The sequence below is a fragment of the Paraburkholderia strydomiana genome, from assembly GCF_046030495.1.
GTDB classification, from domain to species: Bacteria; Pseudomonadota; Gammaproteobacteria; order Burkholderiales; family Burkholderiaceae; genus Paraburkholderia; species Paraburkholderia strydomiana_A.
Genome location: NZ_JAQQCJ010000002.1, coordinates 218,715 through 238,947 on the forward strand (window position 1 = coordinate 218,715; position 20,233 = coordinate 238,947).

A 20,233-nucleotide genomic window follows, 5' to 3' on the forward strand; every position below is an offset into this window, starting at 1 on the left:
CTCCCTCACAAATCAATCTGCCAGGCATATCAGTCGCGCTTCCGACACGCTGCGTCTCCTCACATTCAATCGCATTGCCGGAGCCCGGCAAGTTGTGTATCGCGAACTCGGATATTCAAACTTCGCGCCTTTGAGAAATGTCTGCACATCTACCGCGAATTTTCTGTAAGCGTGACGTAGCACGCTTCTGAAAAAGTGCTGCTCACTCCCGCGAGGCGACCGCCGCAAGTGAGGGAATACCCTCTCATCGTCTTGCTTGAACGCCCGCAAAGTCGTGTGCTACAGTAAAAATTGTTACCGGTAACTAAAATCCGGCAAATCAAAGCCCGATCACTTCAGAAACCCCCTCTCTGATGAGCATTATTCAAAACCCTGTTCTGCGCGGCTTCAATCCAGATCCCTGTGTGTGTCGCGGTAAAGACGCGTGGTACATCGCCGTATCGACGTTCGAATGGTATCCGGGCGTTCTGATCTACGAATCGAAAGACTTCGTCAACTGGGAGCTCAAGGCCACGCCACTGGACCGACTTTCGCAGCTGAACCTCATTGGCGAACAACCTTCCGGCGGCATCTGGGCGCCAGCCTTGTCGTATCACGATGGCCTCTACTGGCTCGTCTATACCGACACGAAGGCATGGAAAGGCGAACAGAAGATTTCGCCGCTGCGCGACATGCACAACTATCTCGTGACGGCCCCTGACATTACCGGCCCGTGGTCGGAGCCAGTGCATCTCGTGTCAGGCGGATACGACCCGTCGCTGTTTCACGATGAAACGGGCAAGAAGTGGCTGGCGTATATTCGCCGCGATTTCAGGGGCATCCACGCGGATCTTTTCGCGGGCATCATTCTGCGCGAGTACTCGGTGGAGGAGCAGAGGCTGGTCGGCGAAGAGCGTGTCATCTACAAAGGAGCGAATCTGAAGACCGATTACTTCATGAAGTGCCAGATCTACGAAGCCCCGCATCTGATGAAGAAGGGAGAGTGGTATTACCTCATCACCGCGGAAGGCGGGACGGGCTATACCCATGCGACCTGCGTGTCCAGGTCGCGCAATATTTTCGGGCCCTACGAGTTTCATCCAGAAACGCCCATGCTGACCTCGCGCGAGGCAAGCGGACGAATCCAGCGTACCGGTCACGGCAATCTGGTCGAAGGTCCGCATGGCCAGTGGTATATGACGTACCTCGGTTCCCGGCCGATCGACGCGCAGACGAAGCGCTCACCGCTAGGCCGGGAGACCTGTATTGCGTCGATTGAGTGGCGCAACGAATGGCCTTGTCTCAGCGGCGCGGGTGTGATTCCATCGGAGTCCTTCACGGTCGATTCCGACGTCGAGCAGAACCTCGATAGCAGCTGGCATATCGATTTCAACCACTGCGCCACGCTGCCTCTGGAACTGCAGAGTCTGCGAGCGCCGAAGAGCGACACCTGGTGCAACCTGAAGGAACGCCCCGGCTACCTGCGCATACGTGGCCAGGAGTCGCCGACGTCGCGCTTTCATCAAAGCCTGTTGGCGTGCCGCGTGCGTGACTGGCAATTCGAAGTCGAAACGACGCTGGAGTTCTCGCCCAGCTCGTATCTGCACATGGCCGGACTGATGGCGCGATACGACGAGAGCACGTTCCACTACCTGTTCATCACCCGCGACGACGACGGTACGAAAATCCTCTCCTACATGGAGATGGATGCGGGCAGCTTCGCCTATGACAATCGCCTTGCCGTCCTGCCGGAAGGCTGCGAGACCAGCTTGCGGGTGCGCGTGGAGAACACGAAACTGCGCTTCTCCTATCGCTCGGACGAGGGCGCCTGGATAGAGGTCGGCGTGGAAAAGGATTTCACCAGGCTAAGCGATGAATATGCGACTCCCATTGGTTTCACGGGGGCTTTCGTGGGGATCACGGTCAACGACATGCTCGGCTTCCGTGAGCCGGCTGACTTTAGACTTTTCTCGTATCGCCAGTTGCCGGGGTAGGGATTGAGTCCCCGCAATTTTGCAATGAGCCCGTGAACCTCGCATCGGCGGCTTCGTGCCGATCTGCGAGGTCGCCAGTCAGGGACAGTCGTGTGGGCAACCCATAGCACGGCGTCGACGAATTCCCTGTTACCGGCTGCTTGTCCGGGCGTGACTTCCTGCCGTGTCCGGCAGCACCTGCGCAGTGCGCTCGGGTCTTTCACCTCACAGAAACCTTTGAACCATTCCGGCTGCGAAAAATACGAGAACGTGAACAGCTTCACGAAAACTTGACGAGCCTTTGCACCGTCACTCGTTGTCACCGGACCAATTGAAGGCTTTGCTATTTTTGCGGCAATCACGCATTAACGTTCCAAAATACAATCAAGGAGACGAAGTGACACGCAAAATCATCGGTCTGAGATGGTGGATCATCGGGACCATCATGCTCGCTTCATGCCTGAATTTCCTGACCCGAAGCACGCTTGCGGTCACCGCTCCAACGCTCACCACGCAGTTGCACTTGACCGCGCAGCAATACTCTTATGTGCTGAGTGCCTTTACCGCCACGAACGCTTTGCAGCCAATCACCGGTTATGTCATCGATGTGATCGGGCTGAAGGCGGGCTTTGCGCTCTTCTGCTTCGCGTGGTCGGTCATCACCATGTCTCATGGTTTGGTCCACTCGTGGCAGGGCCTGGCAGTGGCGCGGGGGCTTCTCGGCTTGCCCGAGGGGGCGGTCCATCCTGCGGGGATGAAGGCCACATCGCAGTGGTTCCCCGCGAAGGAGCGGGGCCTCGCGGGCGGCATCTATAACATTGGTGCGTCGTTGGGTTCGATGCTCGCGCCGCCGCTCGTCGTCTGGGCAACGCTGTTCTACAACTGGCAATTCGCCTTCGTGCTCACTGGTGGACTCGGCTTCATATGGTTGGCCCTGTGGCTGTGGCTCTATGACTCGCCGGAGAAGCACCGCGCCATTTCCTCTCGCGAGAAGGAATACATACTTTCCGGTCAGGAAAAGCATTTGCAGGCGAGCGCGGCACGACCGTCCATCTATTCAATCATCAGTCAACGCAATTTCTGGGGCATCGCCTTGCCGCGATTCCTCGCTGATCCGACGTGGATCACGCTCAGCTTCTGGCTTCCGCTCTATCTGAGTACGGTACGGCATATGGATCTGAAGCAGATCGCCCTGTTTGCATGGCTACCATTCCTTGCAGCGGATATCGGCAGCGTTTTTGGCGGGGCACTCGTCGCAGCACTGCTTAAATATACCGGGATGAGTGTGGTCAACGCCCGACGGTGCGTCTTCACCTTCGGTGCTGCGATGATGTTGCCCGTGCCGCTCGTCGGATTTGTTGAGCATCCCTTGACGGCCATCGCGCTGCTATGTCTGGGCGGTTTTGCTCACCAGACGTTATCGGTGACTGTTATCACCATGTCGAGCGACCTGTTTCGAAAAAACGAGGTTGCAACCGTGACTGGTTGCGTGGGGACCGTGAGCGCCATCGGTCAATTCTGCTTTACGTTGGTCGTTGGAGCAGTGGTCAGTCATGTTGGCTACAAGCCGATTTTCATTCTTCTGGCCGTATTTGATCTGGTGGGTGCGGCTGTGCTGTGGACGTTTGTTCGCGTCAAACTAGACCAGATCATTCCACCAGCGCACGCGCCGGAAACCAGTCCGGCGCTTCTGAAGCAGTAGGCGTAGTCGACCAGTGAGAGCCTGGCGTAACAACCTTTACCTCTACATAAGGGCTGGACATGGATTTTTTGAGCGTCACCGGAAATCAGATCATCGATGCTAAAGGAGAGAGGGTCCGCCTCAGAGGAACCTGTCCGGGCGGCTGGATGAATATGGAGGACTTCATTAACGGCTACCCGGGAGCGGAACATACACTCCGCGCCGAAATGAAGTCAGTTTTGGGCGTCGCCAAGGCAGAATTCTTTTTCGAGCGTCTGCTCGATCATTTCTTTAACGAGAGCGACGTCATCTACCTCAAGCGTATGGGCGCGACAGTAGTCCGCCTTCCGCTGAATTTCCGTCACTTCGAGGATGAGAGTGCGCCCTTTCAATACAATGAAAAGGGCTTTGCCCGTCTGAATCAGGTGCTCAAATGGTGCGAGAGGCACGGTGTTTATGCCATTCTCGATTTGCACGCAGTTGCCGGATGGCAAAACGTCCATTGGCACTCGGACAACGCCTCCCGCATCAATCTGTTTTGGGAGAGCGCGCATTATCAGGACCGCTTCATCGCGCTGTGGCAGGAGTTTGCGCGCCGCTATCGGGACGAAGCGGTGGTTGCCGGCTACAACCTGATGAACGAACCGTGCGTCAATAACTACAGGGGGGATCAGCCGTGGAACATCTACAGGAACTACCAGCCTGACTGGGCGCGCTTTAATGCGCTTTACAAGCGGGCGGTTACGGCGGTACGCGAGATAGACGCGAAGCACATTATCTTTCTCGAAGGCGACTGCTACTCACAGCTGTTCGCGGGCATGGACGCGCCGTTTGCCGATAATCTCGTGTATAGCAGCCACAACTATACGTCGTGCGGATTCGGGCCGGGCTCCTATCCCGGCGTTATCCAGTCACAGTCCGCCAGGACGGAGGAATTGACCGAATTCTGGGATCTTGCGCGACAGGAGCGAACATTCCTCGATCACGAGGGTACGGTGTTCACGCAAAAGCACGGTGTGCCGCTCTGGGTTGGGGAATTCGGCTCTGCTTACAACGGTGCAACGGAAGAAATTCCTGACCGGTTGCGCGCGATGGATGATCAGATCTCCATTCTTGAGCGCCACGGTGCCCATTGGACGACATGGAACTACAAGGACGTCGGAGTCATGGGCATGCTCACGGTCGATCCGGATTCCCCGTACATGCAGCTTGTTGGCGATCTCATTCGCAAGAAGGAAATGATCGGTACCGATGACTGGATGCACTGGTTGCCAATGACGCCAGTCAAGGACGCGGCTGTCCAGCTGGCCGACCAGATTCGGGCCATCATCGGCGATGAAGAGCAGTCACAGGCGTACACCCGTCGTTGTCTCAGCCAAAATCTGATGTGCTTCTTCGTCGGTGGCCTGATGCAGCCGGCTTACGCGAAACTATTCAAGGGACTCTCGGAAAGTCAGATTGACCATATCTTGATGTCCTTTTCGCGTGAGCAATGCAGGCCGAACGAGGGGCTCACCCCTATCTTGAAGAAATATATGGCGTACCCCGCCTGATGTGGCTGTCCCGGCGTCGATGTGGTTCGACGCCGCTAGTATTGCAGCAAGTACAAGGCTCAGATGTCGTGCGGTCCTCCTGTGATTTCACGCGCCGCTACCGGGATTATTTCAGCGCCTTAAAAAACGACGATACCAGTACGCTATCGCGCCGCTCCCGCAAGCAGCACACGTGAATGTGTGTGCTAACCGGATCTCCGTCGATCCGCAACGGCCGCAGCCTGTCATCGGGAACGTATTCGGATTGCGACACCGTCCCCACACCCAACCCACGCGCAACGGCCTCGCGCAACGCTTCACGGCTGCCTATCTCCATTGCCGTGCGCGGATTCAATCCCGCATCGATAAAGGCGGTTTCGAGCGCCTTGCGCGTTGTCGAGCCGGGTTCGCGCATCAATAGCGGCTCGGCAGCGAGTTCGTCGAGGGTGATCGTGTCGCGAGAGGCGAGCTTGTGTGCGCAATTGACGAACGCTATGACCGGATATCGCGCATACGGTTGCATGTGATAACGCTCGTCGTCGAACACGCTGGCAATCACACCGACATCGCACGCATAGTCGTTCAGGTCGTGTAACACGGCCTCCGAATTGCCGAGCGTAACGGCGAGATGCATATGCGGATATAGCGCGTGATACGACTCGATCATTTCCGTCACGTGAAACGGGCCGACCGCGCCGATCTTCAGCGAGCCATGCTTGAGCGTGCCACTGTCGTGCAGCATCGAATTGGCGTCGGCTTCGAGGCCGCTGATCTGCCGCGCGATCGGCAACAGGTCCATGCCGACTGCCGATAACTCGACACGCCGGCCACGCCGGTGGAACAGTTCGATCCCGTGTTCTTCCTCGAGCGCCTGAATCTGCGACGTGATCGTCGTCTGACTGATCGACAGTGCGCGCGCCGCGGCCGTGAAGCCGCCGTGCTGGACGACTGCGATAAAGCTGCGCAACTGAACGAGTGTCATAGGCGGATAGGCGAATTCATCGCAAATATTGTCCCAGGCGATCCATCGAAAAAATCGGTTGAAACCCAGTAATTAATCGGGTGATTCGATCATAGGTGCGTCATGTGACAAAACTAAGCTGTGTTCATCGACACCTCGCCACTTTTCGGGTCATGAACACGATGCAGCTATCCCCCTTTCAAACCGCCTACTCATACGGGCGCACGTATCGCGGCCCCGTCACGACCGCAATTTTCGACTGGGCCGGCACCGTGCTCGACTTCGGCTGCATGGCGCCAGTCGATGCATTTCGTCAGTGCTTCGCGTCGGCCGGCGTGCCGATCTCCGAAGCCGAGGCGCGCGCGCCGATGGGTGCGGCCAAACGCGAACACATCGTCGCGATTCTGCGGATGCCCGACGTGCAGTTGCGCTGGAAAGCGCGTCACGGCGCGCAATCGAATGATGGCGACGTCGACGCGCTGTACGCCGAATTCCTGCGCGTCGACGAGCGCAACGTAGCGCGCTATAGCGACCTGATTCCGGGCGCGCTCGATTCGCTGGCAGCGCTGCGCGCACGCGGCATCCGCATCGGCAGCACAACCGGCTATCCGCGCGAGGTGATGAACAACCTGCTGCCGATTGCGAGCGACAAAGGCTATCGCCCGGACCATTGCTGCACCGTCAGCGAAGTGTCGCGCGGACGCCCGTTTCCCGACATGTGCCTCGACAACGCGTTGGCGCTCGGTGCGCCCGACGTGCGCGCGTGCGTGGTCGTCGACGATAGCCCAACCGGTCTCGAATCCGGTCTCGCGGCCGGCATGTGGACCGTCGGCATTGCGGCGAGCGGCAACGAAGTGGGCCTCTCGCTGGCCGACTGGCAGTCGCTCGATGATGACGGCCGACGCACGCGGATCGAACCCGCGCGTCAGCGTCTCGCGCGAACTGGCGCGCACTACGTGATCGACAGTATTGCCGATCTGCTGCCAGTGATCGATGCGATCGAAATGCGTCTCGCCGCAGGAGAAAAAACGTGAAAACGTGGAGCTTTCATAACCCCGTGCGGCTGCGTCTCGGCGTCGATACGTTAAACGAAATCGGTACGCTGCTGAACGGCCGCAGTTACGCGGTCGTCACCTACCACGACGCGCCATTCCGCGCGGTGACGCAGCGGATCGAAGCGATTGCAGGTCCCGCGCTCGCGTGTATCGACAACGTCGAAGCGAATCCCTCCATTTCAATGCTGCGCGCCGCGTGCGCGCAACTCGCCGCATTGCCTCAATTGCCCGAGGTGCTGGTCGCGTTGGGCGGTGGCTCGGTGATGGATTCGGCGAAAGTGCTGGCCGCCGAACACGGCGAGTTCGAGCCAATGCTCGCGTATCTGACGCAAGGGCGCGAAACCGGCCGCCGCGCGTTGCCGATCATCGCCGTTCCTACCACGTCCGGCACGGGTAGCGAAGTCACGTCGTGGGCCACCGTGTGGGACCCGGAGAACGACCGCAAGCTGTCGTTGTCACGTGACGACCTGTACCCGGAGGCGGTGCTGGTCGATCCGCGCCTCGTGGTCGGCCTGCCGCGCGTGCAGACCGTGGCGAGCGGACTCGACGCGTTGTCGCATGCACTCGAAAGTCTGTGGAACGTGCATGCCAATCCGGTCACGCGCGGCCTCGCTGTCGAAGCCGCGCGCGAAATCATCGCCGCGCTGCCGCAAGTCGCCGCCGCGCCCACGAATCTCGACGCCCGTAGCCAGATGGCGCTCGGTGCGTTGCGGGCGGGTCTCGCGTTCTCGAATACGCGGACCGCGCTCGCACACAACATTTCGTATGCAATCACCCTCGGCCACGGCGTGCCGCACGGTCTTGCATGTTCGTTCTGTCTGCCCGCCGTGATGCAGGCTGCTATCGGCGCCGATCCGGCGTGCGACGCCGCGCTCGGAGCAATTTTCGGCTCGCTGGAACATGCGCCGCAACGTCTCACCGAATTCCTGCGACTGCTGGACGTCGATACGCACCCGGCCGCTTACGGTCTGGCGTCAGCCGAATGGACCGGCATTGTCGACGAAGCATTCGACGGCGCACGCGGTCGGAATTTCATTGGCTCGCGTGCCCGCTTTCCCTCTTTCGATTTCGAACCGATGTTGCTCAAGGAACCATCGTGAACTCTAGAAACACGACGCAAACCGACGCGCTCGCGCGTCTCGACAACATGCCGTGGACTCGCTTTCATACCTTGCTGATCGTCGCATTGGGCGTTGGCTGGGCGCTCGATTCGTTCGAGACCAATATCATCGGCAGCGTATTCGGCGTTTTGAAGATGCAGTGGCATTTGAGCGCCGGGCAGGGCTCCATCGCCGTCAGCGTGTGGGTGTTCGGGATGCTGGTGGGGGCGATCGGCTTCGGTTATCTGGCCGACCGGTTTGGCCGCAAGCGGCTCTTTCTCGCCACGTTGCTCTGGTACGCCGCGTTCAGCGTGATGACCGTGTTCTCATGGAACTTCGACTCGTTCCTGTTCTTTCGCGCGATGACCGCGTTGGCCGTAGGCGGCGAATATTCGGCCGTCACCGCGACGATGGGCGAATTCGTTCCAAAGCGGCATCGCGGCAAAACCGATTCGCTGATTCTGTCGGGCTTTCCGCTCGGTGCGCTGCTGTCGGCCGCTGTGTCGTATCTGGTGCTGAACAACCTGCCAGCCGACATATCGTGGCGGGTCGGCTTCGGTCTCGGAACGACGATGGCATTGCTGTTCTTCTGGATTCGCAGAGTGATTCCGGAGTCGCCGCGCTGGTTGCTGCAACAAGGCCGCGTGAAAGAAGCGGAAGCAGTCGTCGATCAGATTGTGAGCAGTGCTTCGCCGGAGCAGGCAGCGCAAGCGGGGCGACGTTATCCCTCGGTCGGATTCATGCCTGAACAGGCCGCGTTCTGGCGCAACGTGCGGGCGCTCTTTGGCGAATATCGAGGACGCTGCCTGGTGGCCAGCGCATTCAATTTCTCGCAGGCGGCCGTTGTATATGGGGTGCTTTCGCTGATGGCTCTGGTGATTCTGCCGTTCATGAAAGTGCCGGCCGGCGATATGCCGCTCTACTACATGTACGGCAACGCAGCGGCGCTGATGGGCGGCGTGACCGCCTCGGTACTGGTCGAGCGTTGGGGGCGGCGCGCATCGCTGTTCGTCAGCTACACGTTCACGACGTTGTCGATTCTCGTTATCTACGGCACAAGTTCGCTGCCCGGCATGGTGATCGGCTATTGCATGATCCAGTTCGGCGTGACATGGGCCTATATTTCCGGCTACGTCGTCTCGTCCGAAATTCTACCGACTCGTGTGCGGGCGACGGGGTTAGGTGTTTCCGTGGCCGTGGGACGCGTCGGCGCGGTCGTGGCACCGCTGATGCTGACGAATGCGTATGCGAGTTCGGGCACGCCGTCGTCGGCACTGATTGCGCTGCTGGTGCTAGCGTTGCCGGGGCCGATTGCGGCTGCGTACTGGTGGATTCGTGGGAACGAGACACGCAATGTCTCGCTGGAAACGGGGAGCGGGCAGGTTATTGCCGGTGCATTGCAGTAGGAAATCCGGATGAGGCGGTCGGTGAGCCAGCCGCTTCGCTCAACCGCCCCAGCCACGATGCCTTCGTCCTTGAACAACCTTAGCGGTACTGGCGGTATGAACCAGCCAAGACACCACCCTGAAATGGCCGTTGCCGCCACATTCGCACCTGGATCATCGCTTGTGCCGGCGAGGTCCGACACCTGCGTATAAGACAGCGGCCGCGACAGGGGCTGAATGAACGTGCACATGCGTTCGAGCGAACTCAGTTTCGCGGGCGAGTGATCGTTTGCAAAAAAACGCCGCGAGTCTTGTGAACTCGTGGCGTTTTTTCCGACAATTGTCAGTGCAATCCGGACGACGATGATTGATAGTCGATAATCAATCAGTAGTCCCAAAGCACAGGCACAAAACGGAAGCTTTCACCGTTCTTTGCAACGTGACCGATGGACGGGAACGCGACATGCGCTGCGGCCAGCAGAGCGCCGGTTTCGGCGGCTTCGTTGAGCAGCGCGATACGCACGTCCGCAGCGACGTCAGGATCGTGCTCGAAGCCATTTTGCCATTCGGGATTGTCGAAGTTGACTTCGAAAATCGCGTCGCCTACGAACGTCAGCTTCTCGCCGTTCGATGCGATGTCCACGACGCAGTGCCCCGGCGTGTGCCCACCCGTCACGCGTGCCGACACGCCCGCTGCGACTTCCACGGTCTGATCGAACTGCAGGATGTTTTCATCGTAGAGTTTTACGAACTTTGCAGCCGCTTTGCGAAGCGCGGGAGGAACCGTTTCCGGCATCACCGTCCTGCTGAAATCCGGATTTTTCCAGAACTCCACTTCCGCGGCCGCCACGTGAATCCGCACGTCCGGGCTCAGCCTGGCTTTGACGCCATCAACGGTCAGCCCACCGACGTGATCCATGTGCATATGCGTAATCACGATGTCGGTGATCGCAGCCAGGTCGATGCCCGCCGATTCCAGGCGCATCACCGACTGACCGGCGCGAGTGAAATATTCGAAACCATCGCCCACGCCCGAGTCGATCAGGATCAGGCGTTCGCCACTGCGCACGAGCGCGATATTCAGCGCCCAGTCGAACATGTCACGTTGCAGGAAACGACCGTCGAACCATTCGTTGCGGTCCGCTTCACTGACGTTAGTGGACATGGTGGAGGTCGGCAGCGGCAATACGCCATCGCTGATAAGCACGACGTCGACGTCACCCACGCGCACGGCGTAGCGGGATGGCACGAGTTCGCCTGAGCCTTCTTTGCCAAGGCTGACCGTAACCGGCTTCACATTGCGGGTTGTTTCGCTCATCTTCAATACTCCTGTTGATTAAGTGGGGTAAGCCGCACTGCGCGGCACGGTTCACGAGCACGACCACGAATTTCGCGCGTTTCGTTTTGCTCGCGTTTCGACCGACCGTATGAAAGATTCTAGTCAGCGGAGGCGAATGCCAGTAGCGCTGCGAATGTGTTCAGCATGTTGTCCGAACGACAACAATCGACGACGGACAGGCAATGAGATGCGACGCGAGTAACAGGCTTAGTGATTAGCGGTTCCGTAGGAAACTCTTCATCCATGAGGCGTCCACTCCATTAACGGATCTATCCGACGCCGTCAGCGCCTAGGCTACTTGGAGACGGTTTCATAAGGGCTGTCGGTGTGCCGGAGGGTATGCCAGCAGATCAGGCAGCAACCGAGTTTGGGGATGGCCTCGTGAATGTCAGCACGGCGCTCGAAACGAATACGGAAGCGCGGGAAGTGATGCAGCCAGGCATGCGTGCGTTCAACAACCCACCGATATTTGGCACGGGCGCTGCCATGTTCGGTGCGATGCTCGCGATGCCGCTCGGAGTCGTAGCCGCGATCGGCGTAGATCACGCACGGGTGTTGCAGTGGATGGCCGCGCAATCCCCTAGCCGGCGGAGTCGCGTCGATCAGCGGCGCCAATTGCTGACGTCGTTGACGTTCGCGCCTGTCGGGATTGCCGCGAGTGGAGTGCCGTAGGCGTCGGTGACGATGCGGAGCCAGGAACCTCCACGGGCACAGAAGACACCTGCCTGGAAGGGCAGCGCTGCGGATAGGTGCGACGAGGCCGCTTAGTTGTGAGAGAAGCACCACTATTTGCTTACACCTCTGGGACCATCGAACCGTCAAACCGCAGCGGAAAAAAGCGGCTCAATCAGAAGTGAAATGAACCGACGCGCCGCTTTTCGTCGTAGTCGCAACGTTGCGTGAGAAAAGCGATACGCCGCAAGTCAGAGCAGCTTGCCGGGATTCATCCGGCCTTTCGGATCAAGCGCGCGCTTGACTGCACGCATCATGTCGAGCTCGACATCGCTCTTGTAATGTGACAACTCTTCGCGATGCGCCCGGCCAATGCCATGCTCCGCACTGATGCTGCCGCCGTACTGCACCGCCATGCCATTGACGATCTTGCCGATGGCATCCACTCGCGCATCTCGATCGGCAATCTGTGCCCATACCGCATGCGGAAACAGCACGATCGAATGAATGTTGCCGTCGCCCACGTGGCCGACGTACAGAAAGCGCGCACCTTCCACGAGGGCGGCGTCGAGCAGCTTCGCCTCGGTCTGCGCAAGGCACTGCGGGATCTGCGAAATGGGCACGGAGATGTCGTGCGTCACGCTGACACCGAAGCGCACGTTGGCTTCGGACACGATATGCCGGATATGCCACAGCGCGGCGGACTGCGCTTCGCTCGCGGGCAGTGCGGCATCGAGCGCGATGCCGTCTTCGAGCGCGGCGCCGATCACGTTCTCGAGCATCGTTTGCAGCGGCGCATCGTGCGACGGGTCGGCGAGTTCGATCAGCACGACCCAGGGCGAACTGCCGTCGAGCGGATCGCGCGTGTCGGGCACTTCCTGATAGACGACCTCGAGCTGGCTGCGCGACATCAGCTCGAACGAGGTCAGCGCATCGCCGCAGGCGGCGCGGCAGCGCGCCAGCAGGTCGATGGCGGCATCGGCGGATTCGAGCGCGACCCAGGCGCTCGCGTGCACGCGCAGCGCAGGAAAGAGCTTCAGCACCGCCGCGGTGACGACGCCGAGCGTGCCTTCCGCGCCGATGAACATCTGCTTCATGTCATAGCCGGTGTTGTCCTTGCGCAGCCCGCGCAGGCCGTTCCAGATGCGCCCGTCGGGCAGCACGGCTTCGAGCCCGAGCACGAGCGCGCGCATGTTGCCGTAGCGCAGCACAGCGGTGCCGCCCGCATTGGTAGAGATGTTGCCGCCGATCTGGCACGAGCCCTCGCTCGCGAGCGAGAGCGGAAACAGACGATCGACGGACGCCGCCAGCTCCTGAATCTGCTGCAGCGTGCAGCCGGCTTCGACGGTGACGGTGTCGTTGCCGATGTCGATCTCGCGGACCTTCGCCATGCGCGCGAGGCTGATGATCACGGCGTCGCCCGCTTCGGACGGCGTCGCACCGCCCACGAGACCGGTATTGCCGCCTTGCGGCACCACGCAGATGTCGTGTTGGGCGCACAGCGCCATGACCTGCGCGATCTGTTCCGTGCTCGACGGTTTGACGATCGCGCGGGCCTTGCCATGGTAGCGGCCGCGCCAGTCGTTAAGCAGCGCATCTGCGTCGGCGGGGTCGATGAGGCCGGCCGGCCCCACGATGTCGCGCAGCGATTCGATCAGATTCATGATTGGACGGCTCTGGGAACAACGGTGACGTTCGGTTTGACGGCAGGCGCCGAAGCGCCCCGCGACGTGCCGGGCTGCGTACCGGCAATGCGCTCGTGCAGGGTGTCGATGCCCGTGCAACCGAGCAGGGTCATCGTGGTGACCATCTCCTCGTACAACAGCGCAAGGACATGATTGACGCCGGCCTCGCCGCGCGCGGCGAGCCCATAAAGCGGTGCGCGGCCGAGCAGCACACCGCGCGCCCCGAGCGCGACGGCCTTGACGATATCGGCACCGCGTCGCACGCCGGAATCGAGCAGGATGGGCAGCGAATCGCCGAGCGCGTCGGCCGCCGCCGGCAGCACTTCGATCGGCGCGTGCGCGCCTTCGAGCTGGCGGCCGCCATGGTTGGAGAGCACGATGCCGTCGGCGCCGTGTTGGCGCGCAAGACATGCGTCCTCGACGGACATGATGCCTTTGACGATGAGCGGTCCTTTCCAGTGCTTGCGCAGCCACCCCATGTCGGACCAGGCGAGCGAGAGATCCATCTGGCGCGCGAGCGCCGCCGCCTGACGTTGCAGGTCCGGCGCTTCGCCAAGACTCTTCGCGAGGTTGACGAGTTGCGGCGTGCCCTGGCGCGCCATCTGCAAGGCCCAGTGCGGATGACGCAGCAGGTCCAGGATCAGTTGAGGCGTGATCGGCAGGGGCAGGCGGTAGTTGTTGTGGATGTCGTGATCGCGCTTGCCGTGCACGGGCGTATCGACCGTGACGAGCAGTGCCGTGTAGCCCGCCTCGGACGCGCGCCGCATGATGCTCTCGGCGATGCGGCGGTCCTTCTGTACGTAGAGCTGCATCCATAGTTCGCCGTGCGGCGCGGCTTCGCGCACGTCTTCGAGCAGCGAAGTGGAGGCGCTCGACAGCGCGAACGGCACGCCGCGGGCCATGGCGGCGCGCGCGAGCAGCTCGTCGGCTTTCGGCCAGAAGAGCCCGTTGAGTCCGGTCGGCCCGACGGTCATCGGCGCCGCTGCCGCATAGCCGAAAAGCGGCGCGGCGGGCGAGACGCGCGAGACGTCCACCATCGCGCGCGGCGTGAAATGCACGTCGGCGAAGGCGGAGCGGTTGCGCGCCAGCGTGTGGCCGTCCTCGGCACCGCCGTCGAGATAGTCGAAGGCGATCTTCGCCAGCCGCCGGCGTGCAGCTTGCCGATAGTCGGCGACGTTGGCGAAGCCTCGCGTGGACGAATAGAGCAGACTCATCGCGGGATCGGTTGAAGACGGACCTGTTGAACGGCGCTCAACGCAACACCCATTCGTTGAAGCGTTCGATCGCGACGTCCTGATGCGCGGGCCAGTAAGCCGGGTCGATGCGCACACCGCGGCGCAAGTTCTCAGCGTAGGTCGGCAGGTTCTTCGCACGCTTCGCGTCGATGAACTGGAACGCGTCAGGATGCGTCGGGCCGACGGCGAGCGCGCTCGCGACCTCCGCCTGGCGTTTCGGGTCGGCACAGAACGCGACGAACTGGCGGCATGCATCGACGCTGTCGCCGCCCTTCAGAATGCCGAACCCTTGCGGGCCATAAATGTGGCCGCCCCAGGAAATGGCGAGCGGCGCGCCGGCGTCGATGGCGGGCAGCACACGCGCGAGCCAGCTCGCGGCCATGGCCACTTCGCCCGAGCGCAGGATCTGCTCGCACTGGGCGCCCGTCGTCCACCAGATGTCGATGTTCGGCTTCACACGATCGAGGCTCGCGAACGCCTTGTCGAGATCGCATGGATACACGCTGCTTGTCGGCGTGCCGGCTGCCATCAGTGACTGTTCGATGGTGTCGAACGGAAACTTGCGCAGCGCGCGCCGGCCGGGGAAGTTCTTCACGTCCCATAGATCGGCCCACGACGATGGCGCCTTGCCGCCCTTGATCGCATCGGTGCGGTAGGTCATCACCGTGGTGTAGACGTTGTGGCCGACCGCATAGGTGTCGACGAACTGCGCGGGAATCTTCGAGACCGTGGCGTTGCCTTCCAGCTTGACCGGTTCCAGGTACGTCTTGCCGTTGCGCGACAACAGGTACACCGCCGGGAAGCTCAGTTCGGCCATGTCCCACGTCTTCGCCCCGGTATCGACGATGCTCCTGATCTGCGCCGTCGGCTCCGCGCCCGACGCCACGCCCACCACCTCGATGCCGGTGGCCTGCTGGAATGGCTTGTAGAGCGTGCGGGTGTAGATGTCGGTGTAGACGCCGCCGGAATCGCGGACCACGAGGCGCCGGGCAGCGGCTTTCGCCGATGTCCAGATGGCCGGCATCGCGAGCCCGGCGGCGCCGGCTACGCCAAGACGGATGAAGTCGCGGCGCGAAGCGGCGGACGGCTTGTTTCGTTCGTTTGCCATCGAAGACTCTTTCTGCGAGAAGTGGAACCGGCGCGTGCCGCAAGGCAGTGCGCTGCGAGAAGGACGGGTGAGTGAACTGTCGAGGCACGTCCGTGGGACGTGCCTCGAAGGCTGCGTCCAATGTTCGGGCCGTGCGCGCGTTGGGCCAAACGAAATAAAAACACCAGGTGATTCGGAAAACTCATGATGCTCCGCACAAAGGACTCGACGTATCGCCGATCGCCTGCGCATCATACTGGCTGGCCTGTTGCAGCAGCCACAAGCGGAACTGTTCGAGCGGCTTGCTGTGGCTCAACTCGGTGGGATAGACGAGGTAGTACGCGGAATCGACCTTGGTGGTGGCTTCGAACGGCACGATGAGTCCGAGTTGCCCGAGCTGTCCGTTCACGAAGAACTTCGGCACCAGCGCGATGCCCAGCCCCGCTGCGGCCGCGTTGATTGCCATGGTGTGCAGTTCGTAGCGCACGCCATGCATCGTGCTGGCGTCTTCGACACCGAGGTCCGCGAACCATTGGGTCCAGCCGTCGGGGCGCGTGGTGGAATGTAGGAGCGGATAGGCGAGCAGTTCGTGCGCTTTCCTGATCGGCTGATCGAGCAGCGAAGCCTTGCAGACGGGCACCACTTCCTCGCCAAACAGATAGTCCGCCGCCGTGCCGGGCCAGGTCGGCTTGCCGTAGTGGATAGCCGCTTCGAAGTGCGAATCGGCAAACGAAAACGTCTCCGTGCGCACGCCCATGTTGACGCGCACGTCGGGCGTGCAGTCGTAGAAATGCTTGATGCGCGGAATCAGCCACTGCGACGCGAAGGTGGGCAGCACCGCGAGTTCCAGATAGCCGCCGCCGCTGCCGTGCGCAATGATGGACAACGTATCGCGGTCGAGCTGTTCGAGCGAGCGCCGCACCTGCGTGCCGTAGATTCGGCCGGCGCGCGTCAGCATCACGCGTTGCCTCGCGCGCACGAACAGCCGCACACCGAGATTCGATTCGAGCGTCGCGATCTGACGCGAGATCGCGCTCTCCGTGAGGAACAACTCTTTCGCCGCGTGAGTGAAGCTCTCATGCCGCGCGGCCGCTTCAAAAGCCAGCAGCGCACCCATGTTGGGGATCTTGAATTTGCGCATGGTGATTCTGAACATTCAGTACGTGGCAATTTAATCGCGCTTCACGTGCAATACAACGATTCAAAATAGTGTCGTCCACGCTGACGCGCGTGCACCGCCGGCAGTGTGACGAAATATCAACACCTCGTGAATATTCCTGGTTTGACGTCGCGCTCGCATTGACAGACAGTTGCGTGCGTGGCGGACGGCCCGTCGACTGACTGGATACCCTACGCGGAGAGAGGCGCTTGAACGATCAGATTACGCGGCCCCTCCGTGCATCCGCAATCACCAAATGGCAGATAAGTAGGATCACGTAATGAAGAAGCGCCTCCTGACGGTGGCCTCCGTGTCGTCACTCAACGAGAAGACTGACAGGGCTGTCGGAGCAGCCGACGCGAATGCTCAGGATGCCGACCTGTGGCGCTGGTTCACGCTCCTTGTGCAGGACCGGCGTTTGCGCTGGTGTCAGGCGCAGGACCGGTGGTTCGTCAGTGTCGACAACCGGCATGTCGCGACCGAATCATCGTTCGATCAAGCGATAAGAAGTGCGAAGGCACGCGTTCAAAAGCCGGGCCGCGACGGCCGTGCGGCGTGCCTATCGCCTTGAAACAGGCTTTGCGCGGCCGCGTGAGTCAGCCCACCAGATGGCCGTGCCGACAAAATCATAGATTGCCTAAGTTGCTGATTATGAAAAATAAGTTGCCAACAGGAAAACAAACTGATTGCATTGCGATCGTTGTGATTTTATTACAATTTTGACGCTCGTATGCTTTGTTCGAACGGGGATGCATGCCCCGACTCATGGGGTTCGCCTTGACTGCTGAAACCGAATTGATTGGTCGTTTTCGAACTCTGCTAGGCGATGACGCGGTCATTGCCGCCGCTGCGGAGATGGAAGGCTTCGTCGAAGACTTTCGCGGCCGTTATCGCGGCGCGGCGCTGTGTGTCGTGCATCCGTCGTCGACGGAACAGGTAGCGGCGGTGGTGCGCGCGTGTGCCGCCGAAGGCGTGCCGATGCTCGCGCAAGGCGGCAATACCAGCCTGTGCGGCGGCGCGGTTCCCGCTGCCGATGGGACGCCGCCCGTCATCATCAGTCTTGCGCGCATGCGCCGTATCCGCCGCATCGATGCAGCCAACGGCTCGATGGAAGTGGAAGCGGGCTGTGTGCTCGAAACCGTGCAGAACGCGGCGGCGCAAGTGGCGCGGCTCTATCCCGTCAGCCTGGGCGCCGAAGGGTCATGTCAGATCGGCGGCACGCTCTCGACGAATGCCGGAGGCACCAGCGTGCTGCGCTACGGCAACACACGCGAGAACGTGCTGGGCCTCGAAGTGGTGATGGCCGACGGCACGATCTGGAACGGCCTGCGCGCGCTGCGCAAGGACAACACGGGCATCGATCTGAAACAATTGTTCATTGGCGCGGAAGGCACGCTCGGCATCGTCACCGCTGCGACGCTCAAGCTGCATCCGCTGCCGACTCATCACGCGCTGGCCTGGTTCGCCCCGACCGATCCGCAAGCCGCGCAGCGAGTCCTCGGCCTGTTCCAGGCGAATTGCGGCGCTCGCCTGACGGCATTCGAATTGATGAACGCGCGGCAACTGCAACTGGTGGTCGAGCATGTGGCCGATCGCCGTCAGCCGCTCGAAGGCGCGCACGACTGGCACGTCCTCGTGGAACTCGCGGACACGCAAGGCGCGGCCGACATGGAAGCGGCCCTGCAGGCGACGCTGGAACAGGCGGTGGAAGCAGGGCTCGTGGAGGACGCGATCGTCGCGAGCAGCGACCGGCAGCGCGCGGCGTTGTGGGACATCCGTCACAGCGTGACCGAAGCCAACAAGAAGGCGGGCGTCGGCCTGACGACGGATTGCGCGGTGCCGGTCTCCGCGGTGTCCGCGTTCATCGAACAGGCCACGCAGGCAGCGCGCGCGCTCGACCCGCAAATCGACGTCGTCATCGTCGGCCATATGGGCGACGGCAACATTCATTTCATCCCGATGTACTCGTTCGATGCCTGGCGTGCGCTTGCCGATGCGGCTGCGACGGGCGCCGCGATGCGCCGCAGCGTGAACGACGCGGCGCATGCGCTCGGCGGCACGTTCAGCGCGGAGCACGGCATCGGCCAGACCGGCTTGCCGGAGATGGCGCACTACAAGTCCGGCGCCGAACTGTCGATCATGCGCGCCGTGAAAGCGGCGCTCGATCCGCGTAACCTCATGAACCCGGGGCGTCTCATCCCCGATCCGCTCCATTGAGCCGCTGCGCCAGCCTACCGCGGCTATCCGCTTAACGCAGGAGATCACCATGAAGCCGAAGTACAAGAACGACAGCGAGAAGACGATTCTCAACCCCGCTCGCCGCTCCGCGATCAAAGCCGTTGGCGCGGGCGTCGCGGCGACGGCCTTTCCGTTCATCTGGACGCCGTCGCGCGCGGCCAGCAAACGCATCGTCGTGCGTGACGACGGCGGCATCTACACGAAGGCCTATGGCGCCGTGTACTACAAGCCGTTCTTCGAGCAGACCGGCATCGAAGTGGTGGGCGTGCAGGCCAATGCCGAGCCGACCGCGCAGATCAAGAGCATGGTGGAGTCGGGAACCTATTCGTGGGATATGGCGAAGATCAGCCAGCCCGCCATCCTGCTGCTCACCTCGGGCGGCAAGGAGTATCTGGAAAAGCACAATCTCGAATCCGATCCGACCATCGCAAGGATTCCGAAGCAGTACATGTCGCCATACGGCGTGGGCACCAACGTCTATTCGACGGTGCTCGCCTATCGCACCGATGCGTTCAAGGGCCGCAAAGCGCCCAGTTCGTGGGCGGACCTGTGGAACGTGAAGGACTTCCCCGGCCGCCGGGCGTTGCGCAAGTATCCGTTCGATACACTCGAAGAATCGATGATGGCCGACGGCGCCACGACCAGTCAGGTGTATCCGATCAACTTCGACCGCGCGTTCGCGAGCCTCGACAAAATCTCGAAGCAGGTGGACGTATGGTGGAACACCGGCGCGCAGGTCGAGCAGATGCTGAACTCGGGCGAAGTCGCGATGGTCGCGACCTGGGCATCGCGCGCGCAGTCCGCGATGGCATCGGGCGCGCCGGTGGGCATTGTCTGGAATCAGAACATCTGGGGTTGCGACAACTGGTCGATTCTCAAGGGCACGCCGAACGCCGCCGCCTGCCGCGAGTTCATCAAGTTCGCCAGCGATCCCAGGCGTCAGGCCGCGCTGGTCGAATATTTCCCGGCCGGCCTCACGCAGCCGGAAGCCTTCAGCTACGTGAAACCGGAACAGGCCAGAAATTGCCCGACGTTCCCCGACAACATGAAGACCGGCGTGCAGATCAACGCGAAGTACTGGCAGGAGAATCAAAGCGCGGCGCTTGAGCGTTTCAACCGCTGGATTCTCACCTAACGGTCGGCATTGTTCAT

Annotated in this window: 14 protein-coding genes and 2 pseudogenes; 9 read left to right on the top strand and 7 right to left on the bottom strand. The window is 61.2% G+C overall.

Annotation, left to right across the window (positions count from 1 at the left end; genetic code table 11):
• The first annotated feature begins 353 nt into the window (after positions 1 to 353).
• From PQQ53_RS04155 to PQQ53_RS04165, 3 genes are all read left to right on the top strand, one after another.
• A complete protein-coding gene (locus PQQ53_RS04155; RefSeq protein ID WP_408152233.1) occupies positions 354 to 1,973 on the top strand; it encodes a glycoside hydrolase family 43 protein in 1,620 nt (539 codons plus the stop codon).
• Between the two features lie 376 nt (positions 1,974 to 2,349).
• Positions 2,350 to 3,654 carry an MFS transporter gene (locus PQQ53_RS04160; protein ID WP_408141167.1) on the top strand — a complete coding sequence of 435 codons (1,305 nt, stop codon included), beginning with the start codon at positions 2,350 to 2,352 and terminating at the stop codon, positions 3,652 to 3,654.
• A gap of 59 nt (positions 3,655 to 3,713) precedes the next feature.
• Positions 3,714 to 5,186, top strand: a complete 1,473-nt coding sequence (locus PQQ53_RS04165) for a glycoside hydrolase family 5 protein (RefSeq protein ID WP_408152234.1) — start codon at positions 3,714 to 3,716, stop codon at positions 5,184 to 5,186.
• 106 nt (positions 5,187 to 5,292) lie between these two features.
• On the opposite strand, the gene PQQ53_RS04170 is transcribed toward PQQ53_RS04165, so the two are convergent.
• The gene (locus tag PQQ53_RS04170) at positions 5,293 to 6,147 is read right to left on the bottom strand and encodes a LysR substrate-binding domain-containing protein (RefSeq protein WP_408141169.1); all 855 of its coding nucleotides are present in this window, start codon (positions 6,145 to 6,147) and stop codon (positions 5,293 to 5,295) included.
• A gap of 161 nt (positions 6,148 to 6,308) precedes the next feature.
• Here PQQ53_RS04170 and phnX point away from each other — a divergent pair, with 161 nt between their 5' ends.
• Genes phnX through PQQ53_RS04185 form a run of 3 tightly spaced genes read left to right on the top strand, consistent with a single transcriptional unit; the run spans position 6,309 to position 9,687 of the window.
• On the top strand, positions 6,309 to 7,160 hold the full coding sequence (gene phnX / locus PQQ53_RS04175) for a phosphonoacetaldehyde hydrolase (protein ID WP_408152235.1): 852 nt from the start codon (positions 6,309 to 6,311) through the stop codon (positions 7,158 to 7,160).
• Positions 7,157 to 8,281, top strand: a complete 1,125-nt coding sequence (psrA, locus tag PQQ53_RS04180) for an iron-containing alcohol dehydrogenase PsrA (protein ID WP_408152236.1) — start codon at positions 7,157 to 7,159, stop codon at positions 8,279 to 8,281. The genes phnX and psrA overlap by 4 nt, the downstream gene beginning before the upstream one ends.
• A gap of 47 nt (positions 8,282 to 8,328) precedes the next feature.
• Positions 8,329 to 9,687 (top strand): MFS transporter, encoded by a 1,359-nt coding sequence (locus PQQ53_RS04185; RefSeq protein WP_408141268.1) that lies wholly within the window; start codon positions 8,329 to 8,331, stop codon positions 9,685 to 9,687.
• Between the two features lie 364 nt (positions 9,688 to 10,051).
• Here the strand turns inward: PQQ53_RS04185 and PQQ53_RS04190 are convergent, their stop codons facing one another.
• The 6 genes and pseudogenes from PQQ53_RS04190 to PQQ53_RS04215 all read right to left on the bottom strand — a co-directional run bounded on the left by PQQ53_RS04190 (position 10,052) and on the right by PQQ53_RS04215 (position 16,825).
• Positions 10,052 to 10,984 carry an MBL fold metallo-hydrolase gene (locus PQQ53_RS04190; RefSeq protein WP_408152237.1) on the bottom strand — a complete coding sequence of 311 codons (933 nt, stop codon included), beginning with the start codon at positions 10,982 to 10,984 and terminating at the stop codon, positions 10,052 to 10,054.
• Between the two features lie 315 nt (positions 10,985 to 11,299).
• Positions 11,300 to 11,715, bottom strand: a pseudogene (locus PQQ53_RS04195) (transposase); the annotation flags it as partial.
• 213 nt (positions 11,716 to 11,928) lie between these two features.
• On the bottom strand, positions 11,929 to 13,341 hold the full coding sequence (locus PQQ53_RS04200; RefSeq protein ID WP_408152238.1) for an FAD-binding oxidoreductase: 1,413 nt from the start codon (positions 13,339 to 13,341) through the stop codon (positions 11,929 to 11,931).
• Positions 13,342 to 13,457: 116 nt separating this feature from the next.
• Positions 13,458 to 14,576 (bottom strand): annotated as a pseudogene (locus tag PQQ53_RS04205) (alpha-hydroxy acid oxidase); the annotation flags it as partial.
• 37 nt (positions 14,577 to 14,613) lie between these two features.
• The gene (locus tag PQQ53_RS04210; RefSeq protein ID WP_408152240.1) at positions 14,614 to 15,705 is read right to left on the bottom strand and encodes an ABC transporter substrate-binding protein; all 1,092 of its coding nucleotides are present in this window, start codon (positions 15,703 to 15,705) and stop codon (positions 14,614 to 14,616) included.
• A 181-nt stretch (positions 15,706 to 15,886) separates the two neighbouring features.
• Positions 15,887 to 16,825 (bottom strand): LysR substrate-binding domain-containing protein, encoded by a 939-nt coding sequence (locus tag PQQ53_RS04215; protein WP_408152352.1) that lies wholly within the window; start codon positions 16,823 to 16,825, stop codon positions 15,887 to 15,889.
• Between the two features lie 298 nt (positions 16,826 to 17,123).
• On the opposite strand from PQQ53_RS04215, the gene PQQ53_RS04220 reads away from it, so the two are divergent.
• The 3 genes from PQQ53_RS04220 (at position 17,124) to PQQ53_RS04230 (ending at position 20,216) form a co-directional block, all read left to right on the top strand.
• Entirely contained in the window at positions 17,124 to 17,414 is a 291-nt protein-coding gene (locus PQQ53_RS04220) for a hypothetical protein (protein ID WP_408141177.1), read from the top strand.
• A 194-nt stretch (positions 17,415 to 17,608) separates the two neighbouring features.
• Positions 17,609 to 19,060, top strand: coding sequence for an FAD-binding oxidoreductase (locus tag PQQ53_RS04225; RefSeq protein ID WP_408141269.1), 1,452 nt, complete (start codon positions 17,609 to 17,611; stop codon positions 19,058 to 19,060).
• 49 nt (positions 19,061 to 19,109) lie between these two features.
• On the top strand, positions 19,110 to 20,216 hold the full coding sequence (locus PQQ53_RS04230) for an ABC transporter substrate-binding protein (protein ID WP_408141178.1): 1,107 nt from the start codon (positions 19,110 to 19,112) through the stop codon (positions 20,214 to 20,216).
• The last annotated feature ends 17 nt before the right edge of the window (positions 20,217 to 20,233 follow it).

What these genes read in the sequence shown, in the direction of transcription:
- PQQ53_RS04190 (WP_408152237.1), bottom strand. Translation starts at nt 10,984, where the DNA reads ATGAGCGAAACAACCCGCAATGTGAAGCCGGTTACGGTCAGCCTTGGC.
- PQQ53_RS04215 (WP_408152352.1), bottom strand. Translation starts at nt 16,825, where the DNA reads ATGCGCAAATTCAAGATCCCCAACATGGGTGCGCTGCTGGCTTTTGAA.
- PQQ53_RS04225 (WP_408141269.1), top strand. Translation starts at nt 17,609, where the DNA reads ATGGGGTTCGCCTTGACTGCTGAAACCGAATTGATTGGTCGTTTTCGA.
- PQQ53_RS04210 (WP_408152240.1), bottom strand. Translation starts at nt 15,705, where the DNA reads ATGGCAAACGAACGAAACAAGCCGTCCGCCGCTTCGCGCCGCGACTTC.
- PQQ53_RS04165 (WP_408152234.1), top strand. Translation starts at nt 3,714, where the DNA reads ATGGATTTTTTGAGCGTCACCGGAAATCAGATCATCGATGCTAAAGGA.
- phnX (WP_408152235.1), top strand. Translation starts at nt 6,309, where the DNA reads ATGCAGCTATCCCCCTTTCAAACCGCCTACTCATACGGGCGCACGTAT.
- PQQ53_RS04200 (WP_408152238.1), bottom strand. Translation starts at nt 13,341, where the DNA reads ATGAATCTGATCGAATCGCTGCGCGACATCGTGGGGCCGGCCGGCCTC.
- PQQ53_RS04185 (WP_408141268.1), top strand. Translation starts at nt 8,329, where the DNA reads ATGCCGTGGACTCGCTTTCATACCTTGCTGATCGTCGCATTGGGCGTT.
- PQQ53_RS04155 (WP_408152233.1), top strand. Translation starts at nt 354, where the DNA reads ATGAGCATTATTCAAAACCCTGTTCTGCGCGGCTTCAATCCAGATCCC.
- PQQ53_RS04170 (WP_408141169.1), bottom strand. Translation starts at nt 6,147, where the DNA reads ATGACACTCGTTCAGTTGCGCAGCTTTATCGCAGTCGTCCAGCACGGC.
- PQQ53_RS04230 (WP_408141178.1), top strand. Translation starts at nt 19,110, where the DNA reads ATGAAGCCGAAGTACAAGAACGACAGCGAGAAGACGATTCTCAACCCC.
- PQQ53_RS04220 (WP_408141177.1), top strand. Translation starts at nt 17,124, where the DNA reads ATGAAGAAGCGCCTCCTGACGGTGGCCTCCGTGTCGTCACTCAACGAG.